At 74.6% G+C, this 19,248-nt stretch carries 16 protein-coding genes and 2 tRNA genes; 10 read left to right on the top strand and 8 right to left on the bottom strand.

What is annotated here, in order from left to right; genetic code table 11:
- Positions 1 to 44: 44 nt before the first annotated feature.
- The 5 genes from ACTJIY_RS15595 to ACTJIY_RS15575 form a co-directional block, all read right to left on the bottom strand.
- Positions 45 to 587 carry a flavodoxin family protein gene (locus tag ACTJIY_RS15595; RefSeq protein ID WP_440674553.1) on the bottom strand — a complete coding sequence of 181 codons (543 nt, stop codon included), beginning with the start codon at positions 585 to 587 and terminating at the stop codon, positions 45 to 47.
- 146 nt (positions 588 to 733) lie between these two features.
- Positions 734 to 1,396 carry a Pr6Pr family membrane protein gene (locus tag ACTJIY_RS15590; protein ID WP_440674554.1) on the bottom strand — a complete coding sequence of 221 codons (663 nt, stop codon included), beginning with the start codon at positions 1,394 to 1,396 and terminating at the stop codon, positions 734 to 736.
- Complete coding sequence (locus ACTJIY_RS15585; protein WP_087471623.1) at positions 1,393 to 1,962, bottom strand: NUDIX hydrolase family protein; 570 nt, start codon at positions 1,960 to 1,962, stop codon at positions 1,393 to 1,395. The genes ACTJIY_RS15590 and ACTJIY_RS15585 overlap by 4 nt, the downstream gene beginning before the upstream one ends.
- A gap of 41 nt (positions 1,963 to 2,003) precedes the next feature.
- Positions 2,004 to 3,629 (bottom strand): pyridoxal phosphate-dependent decarboxylase family protein, encoded by a 1,626-nt coding sequence (locus tag ACTJIY_RS15580; RefSeq protein WP_440674555.1) that lies wholly within the window; start codon positions 3,627 to 3,629, stop codon positions 2,004 to 2,006.
- The gene (locus tag ACTJIY_RS15575; protein WP_440674556.1) at positions 3,595 to 5,040 is read right to left on the bottom strand and encodes an MFS transporter; all 1,446 of its coding nucleotides are present in this window, start codon (positions 5,038 to 5,040) and stop codon (positions 3,595 to 3,597) included. Before ACTJIY_RS15575 ends, ACTJIY_RS15580 begins: the two co-directional genes overlap by 35 nt.
- A gap of 133 nt (positions 5,041 to 5,173) precedes the next feature.
- Here ACTJIY_RS15575 and trxA point away from each other — a divergent pair, with 133 nt between their 5' ends.
- Positions 5,174 to 5,557: a thioredoxin gene (trxA, locus tag ACTJIY_RS15570; RefSeq protein ID WP_253051165.1), complete on the top strand. Its 384-nt coding sequence runs from the start codon at positions 5,174 to 5,176 to the stop codon at positions 5,555 to 5,557.
- 224 nt (positions 5,558 to 5,781) lie between these two features.
- On the opposite strand, the gene ACTJIY_RS15565 is transcribed toward trxA, so the two are convergent.
- A tRNA-Leu gene (locus tag ACTJIY_RS15565) sits at positions 5,782 to 5,863 on the bottom strand.
- A gap of 99 nt (positions 5,864 to 5,962) precedes the next feature.
- Positions 5,963 to 6,439, bottom strand: a complete 477-nt coding sequence (gene bcp / locus ACTJIY_RS15560; protein WP_440674557.1) for a thioredoxin-dependent thiol peroxidase — start codon at positions 6,437 to 6,439, stop codon at positions 5,963 to 5,965.
- A 74-nt stretch (positions 6,440 to 6,513) separates the two neighbouring features.
- Here bcp and ACTJIY_RS15555 point away from each other — a divergent pair, with 74 nt between their 5' ends.
- The 3 genes from ACTJIY_RS15555 (at position 6,514) to ACTJIY_RS15545 (ending at position 11,179) form a co-directional block, all read left to right on the top strand.
- On the top strand, positions 6,514 to 6,894 hold the full coding sequence (locus ACTJIY_RS15555; protein ID WP_374614536.1) for a GroES family chaperonin: 381 nt from the start codon (positions 6,514 to 6,516) through the stop codon (positions 6,892 to 6,894).
- A 116-nt stretch (positions 6,895 to 7,010) separates the two neighbouring features.
- A tRNA-Lys gene (locus ACTJIY_RS15550) sits at positions 7,011 to 7,083 on the top strand.
- A 289-nt stretch (positions 7,084 to 7,372) separates the two neighbouring features.
- Positions 7,373 to 11,179: a metallophosphoesterase gene (locus ACTJIY_RS15545; RefSeq protein WP_440674558.1), complete on the top strand. Its 3,807-nt coding sequence runs from the start codon at positions 7,373 to 7,375 to the stop codon at positions 11,177 to 11,179.
- Positions 11,180 to 11,301: 122 nt separating this feature from the next.
- On the opposite strand, the gene ACTJIY_RS15540 is transcribed toward ACTJIY_RS15545, so the two are convergent.
- The gene (locus ACTJIY_RS15540; protein ID WP_253051168.1) at positions 11,302 to 12,063 is read right to left on the bottom strand and encodes an SDR family NAD(P)-dependent oxidoreductase; all 762 of its coding nucleotides are present in this window, start codon (positions 12,061 to 12,063) and stop codon (positions 11,302 to 11,304) included.
- Between the two features lie 351 nt (positions 12,064 to 12,414).
- Between ACTJIY_RS15540 and ACTJIY_RS15535 the strand changes: the two genes are divergently transcribed.
- The 6 genes from ACTJIY_RS15535 to ACTJIY_RS15510 all read left to right on the top strand — a co-directional run bounded on the left by ACTJIY_RS15535 (position 12,415) and on the right by ACTJIY_RS15510 (position 19,162).
- A complete protein-coding gene (locus tag ACTJIY_RS15535; RefSeq protein ID WP_353708049.1) occupies positions 12,415 to 13,725 on the top strand; it encodes a TrpB-like pyridoxal phosphate-dependent enzyme in 1,311 nt (436 codons plus the stop codon).
- Between the two features lie 61 nt (positions 13,726 to 13,786).
- A complete protein-coding gene (trmB, locus tag ACTJIY_RS15530; RefSeq protein ID WP_439158237.1) occupies positions 13,787 to 14,602 on the top strand; it encodes a tRNA (guanosine(46)-N7)-methyltransferase TrmB in 816 nt (271 codons plus the stop codon).
- Between the two features lie 186 nt (positions 14,603 to 14,788).
- The gene (locus ACTJIY_RS15525) at positions 14,789 to 15,139 is read left to right on the top strand and encodes a DUF485 domain-containing protein (protein ID WP_440674559.1); all 351 of its coding nucleotides are present in this window, start codon (positions 14,789 to 14,791) and stop codon (positions 15,137 to 15,139) included.
- Positions 15,136 to 16,782 carry a solute symporter family protein gene (locus ACTJIY_RS15520; RefSeq protein WP_440674560.1) on the top strand — a complete coding sequence of 549 codons (1,647 nt, stop codon included), beginning with the start codon at positions 15,136 to 15,138 and terminating at the stop codon, positions 16,780 to 16,782. Before ACTJIY_RS15525 ends, ACTJIY_RS15520 begins: the two co-directional genes overlap by 4 nt.
- Before the next feature lie 168 nt (positions 16,783 to 16,950).
- Positions 16,951 to 17,517 (top strand): AAA family ATPase, encoded by a 567-nt coding sequence (locus tag ACTJIY_RS15515; protein WP_440674561.1) that lies wholly within the window; start codon positions 16,951 to 16,953, stop codon positions 17,515 to 17,517.
- 64 nt (positions 17,518 to 17,581) lie between these two features.
- Positions 17,582 to 19,162 carry a dihydrolipoyl dehydrogenase family protein gene (locus ACTJIY_RS15510; protein ID WP_440674562.1) on the top strand — a complete coding sequence of 527 codons (1,581 nt, stop codon included), beginning with the start codon at positions 17,582 to 17,584 and terminating at the stop codon, positions 19,160 to 19,162.
- The last annotated feature ends 86 nt before the right edge of the window (positions 19,163 to 19,248 follow it).

The raw sequence follows: 19,248 nt of genomic DNA, 5'->3' as shown, positions 1-19,248 counted from the left end.
ATCCGCGGCGGCACCGACCCCGATCCCTACCAACCGCGGGAGCCTCAGCGGCCCTCGGCCGGGCTCGCCGCGGGCACGAGCACCTTGCCCAGCGCGCGGCCCCACGCCCGTGCGCGGTCCAGCTCGCCGTCGTCGAGCGGCCCCTCGACGTCCCCGACGTAGAACGACGCCGGGGGAGTGACCAGGCGGAAGCCGGCGCGGCGCAGCACCTTGGCCGCGCCGCGCGCGGCGGAGCCGGGCAGGGGCTTGACCTTGGTGACGCGCGTGTCGAACGTCGCGGCCAGGCGCGTTTCGTCCTGGCGCGGGACGGACTCGACCCACTCGCGCAGTCCCGTCGCGCGGTCGGACACGTCGCCGCTCGCGCGCTGCACGGCCTCGGCGCGGGTCGTGGGCCGGGTCATGCCGAACGCGTGGGTCGGGCCGCCGGCGACGACGAGGCCCATGTGCCGGAGCGCCTCGGGGCTCGCGGCGGGGTCGGTCACGTCGACCACCGTCACGCGGACCGTCTCGCTCAGCCCCTCGGCGACGGCCTGCGCGACCCGTTCGCTGTTCCCGTACATCGACTCGTAGACCACTGCGGCATCCATGGCGCGCCCCTTCGTCGAACGCCCGTCCGGACCGGACGGGTCCCCTCCCTCCAGCGTCCGGGCGGGGGCCCGCCCGGCCCAGGGCCGAGCGGACGGAGCGTGGGGGTCGTTGGTCCCGGGCTCGCCGTCGTCCGGTGGACGAGGCGTCAGGGGGCTGGGCGCAGCCGCGCGTCGACGAGGCGCACGACCCACGCCAGCGCGAGGAAGACGACCGCGACGACCGCCGTGTTGACCAGCGCCAGGCCCAGGCCGAGCTCGCCCACGTCGAGGAACGGGTACGGGTACCAGTCCACGACAGCGCCCCGGACGAACGTGTACGCGATCCACGCGAGGGGGTAGACGACGGACCACCACACCGTCGCGGCGTCGACCCGGGGGCGCGGACCGACGAGGAGCCACGCCGCGACGGCGAGCACGGGCGCGAGCAGGTGCAGGAGCAGGTTCGAGACCTGGCCGGCGGCGCTCAGCTCGGCGAGGCCGCGCAGGACGGTGTTGTAGACGAGGCCGGTGACGGCGATGCACAGCAGCGCGTCGAGGTGCGCGACGCGGAGCACCGGGCCGTCGCGCTCGGGCCGCACCGCGAGGAGGACCGAGACGATCCCGACGAGCAGGTTCGACTGGATCGTGAAGTAGGAGAAGAGGCGCACGAGCCGCTCGGCCTGGCTCGGGGCCGAGCCGGGCCCGTCGACGAGCGCGATGACGAGCTCCATGGCGACGCCCGTGAGCGCGGCGAGCGCCACGAGCGCGTGGAGCACCCGCGCGACGGCGATCCTTCGTCCGGTCGCCGGGACGCGCGGCGCACCGGTCACGGCAGGCGGCCGACGTACGCCATCGCCTGGCGCAGCAGCACCCCCTGGCCGCCGCGCATCTCGAGCTGCACCTCGTCGCTGCACGCCTGCTCGGGCGTGAGCCACGCGAGCTCGAGCGCGTTCTGCTGCGGGCGGCAGTCGCCCGTCACCGGCACCACGTACGCGAGCGACACCGCGTGCTGGCGGGGGTCGTGGTAGGAGGTGATGCCCGGCGTCGGGAAGTACTCGGCGACCGTGAACGGCTGCGGCGACGCGGGGACCTGGGGGAGCGCGACCGGGCCCAGGTCCTTCTCGATGTGCCGCAGCAGGGCGTCGCGGATGCGCTCGTGGAACATCACGCGGCCGGAGACCAGGGCGCGCGTCATCATGCCCTCCGGCGTGACGCGCAGCAGGAGCCCGACCGCGACGACGTCGCCGGAGTCGTCGACCCGCACCGGGACGGCGTCGACGTAGACGAGCGGGAGCTGCGCACGGGCGACCGCGATCTCCTCCGGGCTGAGCCAGCCCGCGGGCTGCGGGTTCTCGTGGGAGAAGTCGTCGGGCACGAAGTCGGCGGTGTCGGTCACGCGACTGTTCTACCCCGTGCGGTGCGCCGGGGCGAGTCCGCTCACGGCACGGCGGGACCGGCGGGCGGCTCGGCGACCCGCGCGACGATCTCGACGAGCGCCCGTTCCGCCACCGCAGCGGGCAGCACCTCCATGACGGCCATGAGCGGCGCGAGCCGGTCGGGCAGGACGGAGCGGGCCGTCCCGCCGTGCTCGCCGCCGTCCGCGGCGAGGGCCGCGAGCAGCGCCTCCCAGACGGCGTCGGCGGTGGGCTCCGGCGCAGCGCCGCCGGCGCCCGGGGCGAACGCCCCCGCGAGCGCGCCGAGCACGGCGCTCACGTCGGGGCGCGGCTCGCCGCGCACGGCGTCCGCCCCCCGGACGAGCGCCGCGACGAGGCCCTCGAGGCCCGCCTCCGTCACGGGGGTGACCGTGAGGTGGGTCGTGTGCGGCAGGTGGGTCCCGTCGTCCTGCGCGAGCCCCGGCTGGGGCTGGAGGACCCAGCCGAGCGACCGGACGGCGTCGGCCCACAGGTGCGGGTCGACCTGCCGCGCGGCCGGGACGGACTCGTCGCAGGCCACCGCGACGAGGGGGCCGGTCGGGTGGCCGACGACGCGCAGCCCGTCGATCCCCTCGATCGCCGCGCGCAGCGCCCGGGTCGCGCGCACGCACCGTGCGGTGAGGGCCGTGTACCCGGGCGTCCCGAGGGCTTGGCTCACGGCCCACGCCGCGGCGAGCGGGGCCGCCGAGCGCGAGCCGGACGTCGTCGGGTTGACCACCGGGTAGCCGGGCCAGCCCGTCGTCGCGAAGAACTGGCGGCGCTGCCGGTCACGGCCACGCACGAGCAGGACCGACGTGCCCTTGGGGGCGTAGCCGTACTTGTGCACGTCCGCGGAGATGCTCGTCACGCCCGGCACGGAGAAGTCGAACGCGGGCACCTGCTCGCCGCCCGCGCGCTCCCAGAAGGGCAGGACCCACCCACCGACGCACGCGTCCACGTGCACCGGCACGCCGCGCGCGGCGGCCGCGGCGGCGACCTCGGCCACCGGGTCGACGACGCCGTGCGGGTACGACGGCGCGGACACGACGACCAGCGCGACGTCGGCGCCGTCAGGCCCGCCGTCGAGCTCCGCGACGAGGTCGGCGGCGGCGAGCGTGCCGGTCGCGGGATCGACCGGCACGAGCGTGAGGTCGACGTCGAGGTACTGCGCGGCCTTGCGGAACGCCGCGTGCACGCTCACCGGGGCGACGACGCGCGGGCGCACGCCGGGCCGGTCCGCGCGGGCGGCGTCTCGCGCGATCTTCACCGCGAGGAGGCAGCTCTCGGTCCCGCCCGAGGTCACCGAGCCCACGACGGCGTCGGGCCCGGTGGTGGGCCCGCGGAGCATGGTCCGGGCGAAGGCGACGAGCTCGGACTCCATGACGGCCACCGAGGTGAACGTGGTCGGGTCGAGGCCGTTGACGGGCTGGACCGCGCGGGCGGCCGCGGCGGCGAGCTCGTCGAGCTCGGCGAGACCCGGGTCGTAGACGTAGGACAGGACGCGGCCCCCGTGCGTGGGGGCGTCGTCGGCGCGGAGCGCGGCGAGCCGGTCGAGGATCCCGTCCGTGCGCAGCGGGACGTCGCCCGGCGCGCCCCCGGAGTGCTCCGAGGAGGGGTCAGTCGTGCGCTCGGTCGGTGGAGGCGTGGTCACGCGGCAGCTCCGGTGCTGTGTCGTCGATGTCCCCCTTGCGCAGACCGTACCGTACGAGCGGTACGAGGCTTGTCAGCACGAGGACCGCGGGGACGACCGAGAACGCCAGGGCGATGCCGTCGACGGCCGCGGTCGGCTGCGCCACGGTCTCCCCGGCGCGCGACGACACGTAGCCCGTGATGCCGAGGACGAGCGAGAGCACCGCGGCGCCGAGCGCCATGCCCGTGGTCTCGCCCGCCGTCCAGACGCCGCTGAACGCCCCGCCGCGCCCCTCGCCGTGCGTGCGCGCGTCGTGGGCGATGACGTCCGGGAGCATCGCGAGCGGCAGCGCCTGCATGCCCGCGTAGGCGATCCCGGCGAGGGCCGTCGGGACGTACACCCACGCGCCGGGCGCCCACAGGAGCGGGACCATCCCGAGCGCGGCGACGGCGAAGAGCACCGTGGCGACGACGAAGCCGCGCTCCTTCCCGTCGCGGCGCGCGAGCCGGGTCCACAGGGGCATGCAGAGCAGCGCGGGGGCGATGAGGGCGGCGAAGAGGTAGCTCACCGCGGCCTCGTCGTGGAGCACGTACCGGGCGACGTACGCCGCCCCCGCGAGCATGAGGCCGGTGGCGACCGCCTGGAGGAAGAACGCCGCGAGCAGCGTGCGGAACGGCCGCGAGCGGCGCAGCGCGTCGAACGCCTCGCGGACCGCGAGGGTCCATGCGCGCGAAGCCGACGTCGACGCGGCGGGGGCGAGCGACGTCGTCGTCCCGACGGGCGAGCCCGCGTTCCGGGCGCCCGGCGTGCGTGGGGCGACGCGGGTGGCGACGAGCATCCCGGCGCCGATGACGAGGCCGGACACGACGCCCATGACGAGGTAGCCCGAGGTCGAGTCGCCACCCCCGCGCAGCGCGGGGCCGCCCGCGCCGAACAGCAGGATCGCGAACGCGAGCGCCGCGACGCGCCACGCGAGCAGCCGCGTGCGGCCGTCGTAGGTGGGGTCGAGCTCGGCCGGCAGGGCGATGTACGGGACCTGGAAGAGCGAGAACGCCGTCGCGGCGAGGAGGAAGGCGACGAGCACCCAGATCGCCGCCGCGGTGGGCCCGGCCGCGGCGGGGACGGCGAACGTCAGCGCGAAGAAGACGGGCAGCGTGAGGGCGCCGATCGTCATGAAGCGCCGGCGCGAGCCGGTGCGGGCGAGGTCGCGGTCGGAGCCGTACCCGATGAACGGGTCGATGACGACGTCCCAGACCTTCGCGCCGGTGACGATGAGCCCCGCGACCGCGGCGGGCACCGCGAGCGCGTCGGTCAGGTACACGAGCAGCACGAGGCCGGGCAGGGTGCCGAAGCCCCCGGTGCCGACGGAGCCGGCGGCGTAGCCGGCGATGGTGGCGCGCGAGAGCCGGGGGGAAGCGGTGGCGTTCGTCACAGGGGCAGCGTAGAGGCTGGTCGCGCCCGGGGCGGGTCGAGGTCCACCCCGTGCCGGGAGAGGGAGGGGAATACGTGGGGGAGGATCGTTGCTCTACGAGGCAGACACCCCCACCGTCCCAGGAGGATCATCCATGGCCACGCAGACGCTCACCGAGTCCACCTTCGAGCAGACGATCACCGAGAACGACATCGTCCTCGTCGACTTCTGGGCCGACTGGTGCGGACCGTGCAAGATGTTCGCCCCGGTGTTCGAGGCGTCGTCGGAGGAGAACCCGGACGTGGTGCACGGCAAGATCGACACCGAGGCCGAGCGCGGCCTCGCGGCGGCCGCGAACATCACGTCGATCCCGACGCTCATGGCCTTCCGCGAGGGCATCCTCGTCTTCTCCCAGCCGGGTGCGCTCCCCGCGCCCGCGCTCAAGCAGGTCGTGGACGCCGTCAAGGGCCTCGACATGGACGACGTGCGTCGCCAGATCGCCGCGGCGAACGACGGGACCCCGGCGCAGGACGCCTGACCCGTCCCCGCGTACGCGAACGGCCCGGCACCTGGAGGTGCCGGGCCGTTCGCGTCTCGGTCAGAGGCCGTCGTGCGCGCGCAGGGTGCGCCTCGACGGAAGAAGCCGGTGCCCGCACCGGCAGGGGGCAATGGTGCGGACACCGGCTCTGACGTCAGGCTAGCCGCCCAACTGGACGGGCGTCCAGTTGGTGGGTGGGTGAAAGAACGGGGTGTCGCTCAGGGTGCGCGAGGCGGGACTCGAACCCGCACGTCCGAGGACACCAGGACCTAAACCTGGCGCGGCTGCCAGTTACGCCACTCGCGCGCGGTGGTCAGTCTACGGCGCGAGCGCTGCGCTCCCGGTCGGGCGACGCGTCCGAGGACGCCGCGCTCGTGCGGGGGCGCCGCGCTCGCGCCGCGACGGCTACTTCGGGTCGATGCCCAGGTCGCGGCGCAGCTTGGCCACGTGGCCCGTCGCCTTGACGTTGTACTGCGCGAGCTCGACCGTGCCGTCGGGGTCGACGACGACCGTCGAGCGGATGACGCCCACGACGGTCTTGCCGTAGAGCTTCTTCTCGCCCCACGCGCCGTACGCCTCGAGGACCGTCTTGTCGACGTCGGAGACGAGCGGGAACGTGAGGTGCTCGGCCTCGACGAACGCCGCGATCTTGTCCACGGGGTCGGGGGAGACGCCGACGACCGAGTACCCCGCGCCCTGGAGCGAGGCGAGGCTGTCGCGGAAGTCGCACGCCTCGGTCGTGCAGCCGGGGGTGCCGGCGGCCGGGTAGAAGTAGACGACGACGTGCTTGCCGCGCAGGTCGGAGAGCGTGACGGTGCTGCCGCCGGCGGCGGGCAGGGTGAAGTCGGGAGCGGTGTCGCCGACGGTGAGGCGCGTGGACATGGATCTCCTTCGGTCCGGCCAGGGTGTGGGTTCGAGCGTAGGTGAGGCGTCGCGGCACCGGTAGCGTTGTGGCTGTGAGCAAGACGACGTCCGCGCCCTCCCCCTCCTCGCCCCGTTCGTCCTCCGCCCGGCCGGCGGCCCGTGACCTGCCGATCCGGATGCTGCACGACCGGCTCCTCGTCGACCCGGAGGTCGACGCGAGCGAGCGCCAGAGCTCGGCGGGCCTCGTCATCCCCGCGACGGCCGTGGGCCCGAAGCGCCTGGCGTGGGCCGTCGTCGTCGCCGCTGGTGAGCACGTGCGCCAGGTGGCCGTGGGCGACCGCGTCCTGTTCGACCCGGACGACCGCGCGGAGGTCGAGCTCGGGGGTCGGGACCTCGTGCTGCTGCGCGAGCGCGACGTGCACGCCGTGTCCCAGGAGGTCGAGGAGGACGGCCCGACGGGCCTCTACCTCTAGGCGCGCCTCTCGACGTCGCCACGACGCGCCCCGTCGGAGGCTGTCGCCGACGTCACACGGGGACGGGCGGAACGGATTTTCCCGGCGCGCCCGCGGCTGCTAGTGTTTTCTCTCGCGCGCCATTAGCTCAATTGGCAGAGCAGCTGACTCTTAATCAGCGGGTTCGGGGTTCGAGTCCCTGATGGCGCACCCTTCCTGACCAGGCCGTCCACCCTCCGGGTGGGCGGCCTGCGTCGTCCCCGGGGTCCGCCGCACCCGTACCGGCGTCGTCGCGCGCACGCCGCCGGGCGCTCCGTCCTCCGTCCCTGTCGCCGTCCCGTCAGCGTGCCGGGCACCGGACCGTCTCCCGGCGTTCGGATCGCGTTCGTCCCGTCTCGTCCGAGAGTTCACCCGTGCCCGGAATGGTCCGGTACGGGTGCGCTCGCCGCGGACGTCGGACGGTCGTGCCCTTGCCTGTCGACGACGAAAGGACACACCGATGCGCACGCCCGTGCACACGCCCCGCACCCGGAGAAGACGCCGAGGGCTCGCCGCCGTGGTCGGAGCGAGCCTCGCCGTGGGGGCCGCGCTCCCCGTGACGGCGGCCGTGGCCGCCGACCGCGCGCCCACGCAGCGCGCCGCCGCGGCGGCCGAGGAGCCGAGCGGGACCCCGGTGCTCCACCCGACGCCCGGGACGTACCTGGACGGCACGGTGACCGTCACGGCGCAGCCCGTCCAGGCCGGTGACCCGGTCCGCGAGCTGGCGGTCGACGGCCGGCCGCTCGCGGGCGCCACGGCGACCCCCGCCACGTCGCACCTCCTCTTCGACGTGGGCAGCAACTCGATCGAGAAGCGCTACGGCAGCTACGTGCTCGTCAACGGCACGCGACTCGACCTCGACCGGGACATGGTCTCCGAGCGCGTCGCGCTCGACGTGCCGAACGACCTGCTGGTCCAGGGGGAGAACGCGGTGCGGTTCGTCGTGGGCGCCGTCCCCACGTCGTGCGGCTCGAACTACGACGACTTCGACCTCACCGAGGTCTCGCTCGAGCTGCTCGGCGAGGTCGCCGACGGCTCCGGCAACCGTTTCACCTACCAGTTCGGCGACGGCTCGTGCGGGACGAACACGTCCCGCGTCCTGACGGCCGACCTGACGTTCACGGTCGCCCAGGACCCGGCCGCGACGACCGGCCTCGCGGCCGAGCTCGACACGACGACGCTCGAGAACGGCGCGCACACCCTCACGGCCACGACCGCGTCGGGCCAGACCGCGACGAGCGGCGTGACCGTGAACAACTCCGCGCCCGGCGCGCCGGCCCTGACCCCGGCGGACGGCGAGCTCCTCAACGGCACGCGGACCGTCCTCGCGACCCCGCCCGCCGGGGGCGACGCCCCGACGGGGATCGAGGTCGACGGCGCGCCGCTCGCCACCACGGCGACCCTCGGCGCCGGCTCGTCGCAGTTCGTCTTCACCGTGGGCTCGAACTCGATCGAGGCCCGCTACGCCAACCACCTGCTCGTCAACGACCAGCGCATCGACCTCGTCGACCGCGACTACGTGAGCGAGACCGTGCGCGTCGACGTGCCCAACGCGTACCTGGGAGCCGGGCGCAACACCGTCCGGTTCGTCACGGGCACCTACCCGACCTCGTGCGGCGACAACCGGGACGACTTCGCGATCTCGGGCATCGGCCTCGTGCCGAGCCACGGCACCGCGACCCCGGTCGACGTCGCGTCGTCGTACTCGCTCGGTGACGGCGACTGCGGCTCGAGCGCGACCAAGCCGCGGGAGGCCGTCCTCACGTTCGACGTCGCCCCCGCCGCCGACGCCCCGGCGCCCGGCCTGCGCGCGGACCTCGACACCGCCGCCCTCGCCGACGGCGAGCACGTCCTGACCTCCTCGACGGCCGCAGGGGCCACGGCCCGGCGCACGGTCACGACCGACAACACGGGCCCCGCCGTCGCGTCGAGCACGCCCGCCGCCGGGGCCGAGCTCGCCACGGCGACCAGCCTCGCCGTCGAGCTCACGGACGCGTCGGGCGTGCTCGAGGGCCCGTCCGTCACGCTCGACGGCGAGGCCGTCGAGGCGGGCGCGCTCGTCGGCCCGGGCCTCGAGCCCGGGGCGCACACCCTCGTCGTGACGGCGACGGACGTGCTCGGCAACGCGAGCACGCACGAGATCGGCTTCACGAGCCTCGGCGTCCCGGACGTCCCGACCGACCTGACCCCCGCGACCGGCACGACCGGCGTCGAGGGCTCCGTCGAGCTGGGCGCGCGCGTGAACGCCCCTGGCGGCGGTGACGTCACGGCGACGTTCGCACGCGCCGATGTGCGCTCGCCCGCGGTCGCGGCGCAGGGCGAGACCGCCGCGGTGCCCACCGACGTGCTGCACGTCGAGGGCGAGAGCCCGGCCGACGTCGACGCGCTCGTCCCGGGCGACGGCGCGACGCTCGACGCGGCGCCCGCCGCCGACGTCGCGTTCCAGCGCTTCGAGATCCCGGCGGAGGGCGACGTGGCGGGGCAGACCGTCCGGTGGGACGGCGTCATCGACCCGCAGCGCCTCGCGACGCTCCACGTCTGGGACGGTGCGGCCTGGGAGGCGCTGGCTTCCGTGCGCGGCGCCGTCGACGGGCCGACGAGCCTGACGGCCACGCTGTCCGCGCGGCACGCGACGCAGGGGACGGTCCACGTCCTCGTCACCGGCACCGACCCGTTCGCCGACGACATCGACGACGGCGTCGGCACCGAGGAGCCGACGTCGTTCGCGGACCGCGACGCGTACGACTTCTCGATGGTCCACTTCACCGACACGCAGTACCTGTCCGAGGGGGCCGTCGAGCAGGAGACCGCCGAGGAGCGTGCGGTCTGGGCGAAGTCCTACACCGACCTCGTGCAGTGGGTCGTCGACAACGCGGACGAGCGCGGCATCGAGTACGTCGCGCACACGGGCGACATCGTCGAGAACTACACGCGCACGCCGGCGGACGACGCGATGGCGGCCCAGGTCCGCGGCGAGTACGAGTTCTCGTCGTCCGCGCAGCGGCTGCTCGACGACGCGGGCATCCCCAACGGCGTCCTGGCGGGCAACCACGACAACCTCACGGGCGCCGACAACGGACCCGGCGCGCTCTACAACGCCTACTACGGGCCCGAGCGGTACGAGGCGCTGTCGGCCGGCTGGCAGGACGCGTCCTACGGCGGCCCGTGGCGCGAGGGCGACAACCAGAACCACTACGACCTGTTCACGGCCGGCGGCCTGGACTTCGTCGCCGTGTACCTCTCGTACGGCGTGACCGACGAGGAGGCCGCCTGGGCAGACGGCGTGCTCGAGCAGTTCGCCGACCGCAACGCGATCCTGCTCGCGCACGACTACCTCGCGCCGAGCACCAACCCCGACGGCCGTGGAGCGCCGTTCTCCACCCCGGACGGGCGCCTGCTGTACTCGAAGGTCGTCGAGCCGAACCCGAACGTCTTCCTCGTGCTCTCCGGCCACGAGCACGGCGTGGGGATCAACGTGAAGCGCGACGTCGGCACGCCCGGCAACGGCGTCGTCGAGCTGCTCGCGGACTACCAGTTCTACGAGGTCACCGCTGAGGAGGCCGGTCTCACCGAGATCGGTGGCTACGCGCCCGACCAGGGCCTGCGGCTCGGGTCGAGCTACCTGCGCCTGCTCCAGTTCGACGTCGACCGCTCCGAGCTCGTCGTCGACACGTACTCGCCGTGGCTCGAGAACTTCGGGGCCACGGAGTACGACGACCGCCAGCGCTACAACGGGCTCGAGGACGACTTCACGGTGCCGGTCGACCTCACGACCCGCACGACCACGCTCGTGACGGATGCCGTGGCGCTCTACGCCCCGGCCGAGGAGATCGGGAGCACGACCGTGTCCTCGGGCGAGGTCGCGACCGTCACCTGGGACGGCCTCGAGGCGGGCGCGCTGCACGCGTGGGTCGTCACCGCGACGAGCGCCGGCGGGGGCACGGCGGTCTCGCCGGTCACGACGTTCACGACGGCACCCGCCCAGGACGGCCTCGTCGTCTCGACGACGGCGCGCAGCCAGTGCATGGCGGGCGCGGCGTACGTCGCGGTCCGCGCGACCAACGCCGACACCGTGCCGGTCGACGTCACGCTGAGCACGCCGTACGGCGAGCGCACCGTGACGGACGTGCAGCCGGGCGCGTCGGCGTACCAGGCGTTCGCGGTCCGCTCGGCGCAGGTCGCGGCGGGCAGCGCGCACGTGGCCGCGAGCGGAGGCGACCGCACGTTCGCGGGCGACGTCGCGTTCGACGCGCTGTCGTGCGGCTGACCCGTGCACCGCGCGGGTGACCGGGGCGACCCGGTGACGCGCGGCGGCGAGAGGTGAGACGTGGCCCCCGAGCACTCCCGCTCGGGGGCCACGTCTCCGTTCTCGGCCCGGGAGCCGCCGTGTCAGACGGCGGCCCAGCCCCCGTCGCTGTGCAGGACCGCACCGGAGACGTTGGCCGAGTCGTCCGACAGCAGCCACGTGATCGCCGCGGCGAGCTCGTCGGCGCTCGCGGCGGGCGGGACGGTCGTCGCCATGACCGGTCCGAGCCGCTCGCCGGCGTACTGCGAGCGGAAGGGCGCCTCGATGCTCGTCGCGACGGCGCCCGGCGCGACGACGTTCGCCCGCACGCCCTGCGGGGTGTAGAAGAACGCCGTGCTCTGGGTGAAGCCGACGATCGCGTGCTTCGACGTGGCGTACGCGGTGCCCGAGGCCGAGGCGCGCGAGCCCGCCTCGGACCCGACGTTGACGATCGCGCCCTTGCCCGCGGCGAGCATGAGGGGCAGCACCGCGCGCGTGAGCCGCATGACGGCCGTGACGTTGACGGCCAGGACGAGGTCCCACGTGGAGTCGTCGACCTCGGCCGTGGGCAGGAACCCGTCCATGATGCCCGCGACGTTGGCGAGCGCGTCCACGCGGCCGTCCGCCGCCGCGACCACCGCGTCCACGGTGGTCTGCGCGCTCACGTCGCCCGCGACCGTCACGAGGGCGTCGGTCCCGACGTCCGCGACGAGCTTGTCCAGCCGGTCCTCCCGGACGTCCGTCGCGACGACGCGCGCGCCCTCCGCGAGCAGCCGCTCGACCGTGGCGCGCCCGATCCCGGCGCCCGCGCCGGTGACGATCGCGGTGCGGCCCTCGAACCTCCCCGGTACGTGGTTGCTGACCATGACGGCTCCTTCCGTCCGCGCCGGCACTGCCGTCGTCCGGCGTCCTGGCCCCATCCCACCGCCCGGCACCCCGCGCGCGCGAGAGCCGATCGTCCCGGGGTCGGTGCCGGTGGTCCTCCGTCGCCCGCGGGCCCGTCCGGCGGTGTCCGGACCGCGCGCGGCGGGGTAGGGTCGGCCTCGTGACGCACCCGTCCGTGACCCCTTGGTGGCCGGCCGCCTGACGGCCGGTGACCTCATCCGGCCGTGCCCCGACGACGTGGGCGGCCTCGGCGGACCCCGGTGCACGCGTCGTCGGCCCAGCGGCCTGTACCTCCCGAGTACCCCCGAGTACCCCCGAGCTGGAGCCCCAGAATGACGACACAGCAGTCTCCCGTCCCCGTCCGGTCCCTCGAGCCGACCGGAGCGGAGGTGCCCTCGACCGTCCCGACGCACTGGTACAACCTCGCCGCGGACCTGCCCGAGCCCGTGCCCCCGCACCTGCACCCCGGCACGCGCGAGCCCCTCACGCCCGACGACCTCGCGCCGCTGTTCCCGCTCGCGCTCGTCCAGCAGGAGGTGACGACGGAGCGCTACGTCGAGATCCCGCAGACGGTCCGCGAGATCTACGCGCTGTGGCGGCCGTCGCCGCTCGTGCGCGCGCGGCGCCTCGAGCGGGCCCTGGGCACCCCGGCCCGGATCTACTACAAGTACGAGGGCGTGAGCCCGGTCGGCTCGCACAAGCCGAACACCGCCGTCGCGCAGGCGTACTACAACGCGCTCGAGGGCACGACGAAGCTCACGACCGAGACGGGCGCGGGCCAGTGGGGCGCGTCGCTGTCGTTCGCGGGCGCACTGCTCGGGCTCGACGTCGAGGTGTGGCAGGTGCGCGCGTCGTTCGACGCCAAGCCGTACCGCCGGGCGCAGATGGAGGTCTACGGCGGGATCTGCCACCCGTCGCCGTCGGACCTCACCGAGGCGGGGCGGGCGATGCTCGCCGCGGACCCGGAGACGACCGGCTCCCTGGGCATGGCGATCAGCGAGGCCGTCGAGACGGCCGCGAAGGACCCCGCGGCGCACTACGCGCTCGGGAGCGTGCTCAACCACGTCATGCTGCACCAGAGCGTCATCGGCCAGGAGGCGCTCGTCCAGCTCGACGAGGCGGGCGAGGGCGCGCCGGACGTGGTGTTCGGCTGCGCGGGCGGCGGGTCGAACCTCGCGGGCCTGACGTTCCCGTTCCTGGGCCGCAACCTGCGCGAGGGCACGACGACGCGGCTCGTCGCGTGCGAGCCGGCCGCGTGCCCGTCGCTCACCCAGGGCGAGTACCGGTACGACTTCGGCGACGTCGCGGGCCTCACGCCGCTGCTCAAGATGCACACGCTCGGCAAGGACTTCGTCCCGCCGGCGATCCACGCGGGCGGCCTGCGGTACCACGGCATGTCGCCGATGGTGTCGCACGCGGTGAACCTCGGGCTCATGGACGCGGTCGCCGTCGAGCAGGACGACGCGTTCGTCGCGGGCACGCTCTTCGCGCGCAGCGAGGGCATCATCCCGGCGCCCGAGTCGACGCACGCCGTGGCGGCCGCGATCGCGCACGCGCGCGCCGCGACGGAGCCGGAGGTGATCGTGCTCGGGCTGTCGGGCAACGGCGTCCTCGACCTGCCGGCGTACGCGGCGTACGTCTGACGGACGGCCCCGGGCGCCCCGCGCGGTAGGTCCTCGCGCGGGGCGCCCGTACCCTGGTGCGGTGCCCGACCCGACCCCCGAGACCCTCGACGAGCCCGTGACCGGCGCGCCCTCCGTGGCCCCGGTCGCCGGCGACGACCGCCCGCGCTACCGGACCCAGCCCGTGTCGTTCGTGCGGCGCAGCGGGCGCCTCGCGCCGCGCCAGCAGCGCGCGTGGGACGCCCACCGGGACCGCTACGTCGTGGACGTGCCGCGAGACGTCGCGCGGACCTCGGTCGACCCGGAGTTCGTGCTGGACGTCGCGGGCACGTTCGGGCGCGACGCGCGTCTCGTGGTGGAGATCGGCTCCGGCCAGGGCGAGGCCGTGGTGGCCGCGGCCGAGAACGACCCGGGCACGGACTTCCTCGCCGTCGAGGTGTACGCCCCGGGCCTCGCCCAGACCGTGCTGCGCGCGTCCCAGCGCGGCCTGACGAACGTGCGGCTGGTCCAGGCGAACGCGGCCGAGCTGCTGGCCACGACGCTGCCCGCGGGGAGCGTCGACGAGCTGTGGGTCTTCTTCCCGGACCCGTGGCACAAGTCCCGCCACCACAAGCGGCGCCTCGTGGCGCCGTCGTTCGCGGCGCTCGCCGAGCGGGTGCTGCGGGCTCCGGGCGAGGGCGACGACGCGCGGCCGGGCGGCACGCTGCGGCTCGCCACGGACTGGGCGGAGTACGCGGAGCAGATGCTCGACGTGCTCGACGCCGCGCCGGGGCTGCGCAACGTCCATGGCCCGCGCGGGGTGGCGCCGCGCTTCGAGGGGCGCGTGCTGACGGGGTTCGAGCGCAAGGGCCAGACGGCGGGCCGCGTCATCACCGACCTGGAGTACGCGCGCGTCTGACGCCGTGGTGCCCGTCGGCCGACCGGCCGCGTCAGGTTCTTGCGGACAGAAGTGATCTACGGCACATTGTGCCGGGGGTGGAGCGTCGCCCCGGGCACGCAGTGTCGCGTGCGGTCGCGTCGACAGGTGGCCGTCTGCGGGGTGCGGGCTCTCTGTCAGTCCACGGAATGAGCCAACGGAGGCGTCATGACCGACGTGACGGCCGACCCCGGACCGGGGTCCGTCGACGAGACCGACTACCAGCGCGTGCAACGCTCGCCCGACTTCCAGGACCTGCGCAGACGGTTCCGGAACTTCGTCTTCCCGATGACCGCGCTCTTCCTCGTGTGGTACTTCGCCTACGTCCTGCTCGCGAACTACGCGCACGACTTCATGAGCACCACGGTCTGGGGGAACATCACCGTCGGGCTGCTCTTCGGCCTGGGGCAGTTCGTGTCCACGTTCGCGATCACCATGATCTACGCGCGCTGGGCCAACAGGCGGTTCGACGCCGCGGCCGACGAGCTGCGCCGCGAGATCGAGGAGGACGAGCTGTGAGCGCGCAGGTGCTGGCCGCGGAGGCCACGGACGTCGGCAACCCGGTCGTCAACATCGCGATCTTCGGCGTGTTCGTCGCGGTGACGCTCGTGATCGTGCTGCGCGCGTCGCGGCAGAACAAGTCCGCGGCCGACTACTACGCGGGCGGGCGGTCGTTCACCGGCCCGCAGAACGGCACGGCCATCGCGGGCGACTACCTCTCCGCGGCGAGCTTCCTCGGGATCTGCGGCGCCATCGCGATCAACGGGTACGACGGGTTCCTCTACTCGATCGGCTTCCTCGTGGCGTGGCTCGTCGCGCTCCTGCTCGTGGCCGAGCTGCTGCGCAACACGGGCAAGTTCACGATGGCCGACGTGCTGTCGTTCCGGCTCAGGCAGCGGCCCGTGCGGATGGCGGCGGCGCTGGCGACCCTGGCCGTCGTGTTCTTCTACCTGCTCGCCCAGATGGCCGGCGCGGGCGGGCTCGTGGCGCTGCTGCTCGGCATCGACACCACGGCCGGCCAGAGCGTCGTGGTCGCGGTCGTGGGTGCGCTGATGATCCTCTACGTGCTGGTCGGCGGCATGAAGGGCACCACGTGGGTCCAGATCATCAAGGCCGTGCTGCTCATCGCGGGCGCCGCCGTCATGACGGTGTGGGTCCTCGCGAAGTTCGGCTTCAACCTGTCCGACCTGCTCCAGGGCGCGATCGACAAGGCCGGTCCGGGCGGCGAGGCGCTCATCGAGCCGGGCAAGCAGTACGGCGCGACCGGTACGACGAAGCTCGACTTCCTCTCGCTCGCCCTGGCCCTCGTGCTCGGGACCGCCGGCCTGCCGCACGTGCTCATGCGGTTCTACACCGTGCCGTCGGCCAAGGAGGCCCGCCGCTCGGTCGTCTGGGCGATCTGGCTCATCGGCATCTTCTACCTGTTCACGCTCGTGCTCGGGTACGGCGCCGGGGCGCTCGTGGGGCCGGAGACCATCAGCGCCGCACCAGGCGGCGTGAACTCGGCGGCACCGCTGCTCGCGTTCGCGCTCGGTGGCGAGATCCTGCTCGGGTTCATCTCCGCCGTCGCGTTCGCGACGATCCTCGCCGTCGTGGCGGGCCTGACGATCACGGCGGCGGCGAGCTTCGCCCACGACATCTACGCCAACGTCATCAAGCGGGGCGAGGTGAAGCCCGACGGCGAGGTCAAGGTCGCGCGGATCACCGTCGTCGTCATCGGGATCCTCGCGATCCTCGGCGGCATCTTCGCGCAGGGCCAGAACGTGGCGTTCCTCGTGGCGCTCGCGTTCGCGGTCGCGGCGAGCGCGAACCTGCCGACCATCCTCTACTCGCTGTTCTGGAAGCGGTTCAACACGTCCGGGGCGCTGTGGAGCATGTACGGCGGGCTCGTCTCGTGCATCGTGCTCATCGCGTTCTCGCCCGTCGTGTCCGGCAAGGTCGACCCGATGACGGGCGCGAGCCTGTCGATGATCAAGAACACCGACATCGACTTCGCGATCTTCCCGCTGAGCAACCCGGGCATCATCTCCATCCCGCTCGCGTTCCTGCTCGGGATCGTCGGGACGCTGCTCAGCAAGGAGAAGCCGCACCCGGAGAAGTTCGCCGAGATGGAGGTCCGCTCGCTCACGGGCGCGGGCGCCGAGAAGGCGGTCGTGCACTAGCGGGACGCTCCTGCCCTCCGCGCGAGGACGCCCCCGGTCCGACCGGACCGGGGGCGTCCCGCGTCCGGTGGACCGGTCGACGCGCGCGCCGCCCGTCCCGCCGCACCGACGTCCCGTCGCGCCGCAATCCCGTCGCCGCCGGCCCGGCCCGCGACGTACGGTCGCGCCATGACCTCTCCGATCCCACCCGACGCGGTCGCCCCCGCGGGGATCCCGGCGCCTGTCCTCGTCGTCACAGGGGCGATGGCCTCGGGCAAGTCGACGGTCGCCGACGCGCTCGCCCGGACGTTCCCCCTCGCCGCGCACGTGCGCGGCGACATGTTCCGCCGGTTCGTGGTGAGCGGGCAGGCGTCCATGGCGCCACCCCTCTCGGCCGCGGCGCGCGCCCAGCTCGACCTGCGGCAGGTGCTCGCGGCGCAGGCGGCGGACACCTATGCCGCGGCGGGAGTGGTCGCGGTCGTCCAGGACATCCTGCTCGGGCCCGACCTCGAGCGGTTCACGGCGCGCGTCCGCACCCGGCCGTGCTACGCCGTCGTGCTCACCCCGGACGCCGCGACCCTCGCCGCGCGCGACGCCGCACGGCACAAGCAGGCGTACGGGGAGTGGACACCGGACGAGTTCGCAGCGGCGGCCCGGGCCACGCCGGGCGGCCTGCACCTCGACACCACGGGACGGTCCGTCGCCGAGACGGTGCGGCAGGTCCTCGACCGGCTCGACGAGGCGCGCGTCGCCTGACCCGCCGCCGAGCCCGCCGACCTCCCGCTGGGCGATGAGCGCGACGCCGCGTGAGGATGGGCCCATGACGAGCGACCCGCAGCAGGAGACCGCGCCCGACGAGACCTACGACGTGATCGTGATCGGCGGCGGGCCCGTCGGGGAGAACGCCGCCGACCGCGCCGGGCGCACGGGCCTGAGCGTCGCGCTCGTCGAGGCCGAGCTGGTGGGGGGCGAGTGCTCCTACTGGGCGTGCATCCCCTCCAAGACGCTCCTGCGGCCCGGCGCGGCGCGCGCCGAGGCGCGGGGCGTGCCGGGGGTGGGCGTGGACGACGCGCTCGACGTCCCCGCGGTCCTCGCGCGCCGCGACGCGATGGTCGCGGACTGGGACGACGGCGGCCAGGTCTCCTGGGTCGAGGGCGCGGGGATCGCGCTCGTGCGCGGGCTGGGACGGATCGTCGGACCGCGCCTCGTGGAGGTCGTGGCCGAGGAGCCCGACGCCGACCCGGACGACCTCCCGCGGACGCGGCGGCTCGCGGCCCGGCACGCGGTGATCGTCGCGACCGGGAGCGTCCCCGTGCTCCCGGACGTGCCCGGCCTCGCCGACGCGAACCCCTGGACGAGCCGTGAGGCGACGGCGGTCGAGGACGTCCCCGCGTCGCTCGCGATCGTGGGCGGCGGAGTGGTCGCGACGGAGATGGCCGTCGCGTTCGCCGACCTCGGCGCGCGCGTCACGGTCCTCTCGCGCGGGGGGCTGCTGGGCCGGACCGAGCCCTGGGCGGGCGAGGCGGTCGCGGCGTCGCTGCGCGAGCTGGGCGTGGACGTGCGCATCGGCGTCGCCACCGAGTCGGTCGAGGCGCTGCCCGACGGCGGGGCGCGCCTCACTCTCTCGTCCGTCGGGTCGCGCCGGGGTGGGGACGACGCCGGCGAGGCGTCGGACGTGTCGCCCGTGACGGCGGAGCGCGTGCTCGTCGCCACCGGTCGCGCCCCCCGGACGCAGGACCTCGGCGTCGACAGCGTCGGCCTCACCCCGGGGCGCGCGCTCGACGTCGACGACACGATGCTCGTCCAGGGGGTGGTGCGGAGTGGCCCCGAGGACGCCGACGGCTGGCTGTACGCCGCGGGCGACGTCACGGGCCGGGTCGCGACGACCCACCAGGGCAAGTACCAGGGCCGGGTCGTGGGCGACGTCGTCGCCGCGCGCTTCGGCGACCCGGACGCCGACGGGGCGCCGACCGCGGGGGAGCGCGCACCTGCGGTCGGCGCGGCGCCCGAGCCGTGGTCGCGGTTCGCGGCGACCGCCGACGGCGTCGCGTCCCCGCAGGTCGTCTTCACGCGCCCCGAGGTCGCGGCAGTCGGGCACACCGAGGCGTCCGCCCGGGAGGCGGGGATCGACGTGCGGGTCGTGCGGTACGACCTCGCGAACGTCTCCGGCGCCGCCGTGCGCGCCGAGGACTACGCCGGCAGCGCCCAGCTCGTGGTCGACGCCGCGCGCGAGGTCGTGGTCGGCGCCACCTTCGTCGGCCCCGACGCGGCGGAGATGCTGCACGCCGCGACGATCGCCGTCGTGGGCGAGGTCCCGCTGCGTCGGCTGTGGCACGCCGTCCCGTCGTACCCGACGGTGAGCGAGGTCTGGCTGCGCTTCCTCGAGGAGTACGGGCTGTAGGCGCGCGCACGCGGCGGCGTGCGCGCGCCGCCCGGGGTGGGCGCGTCACGAGGTGCGGGCGCCCGCGCGGCGGTCCCGTCCCCTAG

The organism is Cellulosimicrobium sp. 22598 (genome assembly GCF_052044445.1).
GTDB classification, from domain to species: Bacteria; Actinomycetota; Actinomycetes; order Actinomycetales; family Cellulomonadaceae; genus Cellulosimicrobium; species Cellulosimicrobium cellulans_G.
The sequence above is the reverse complement of the archived record's forward strand: the minus strand, read 5'-3'. Positions and strand labels throughout refer to the sequence as shown.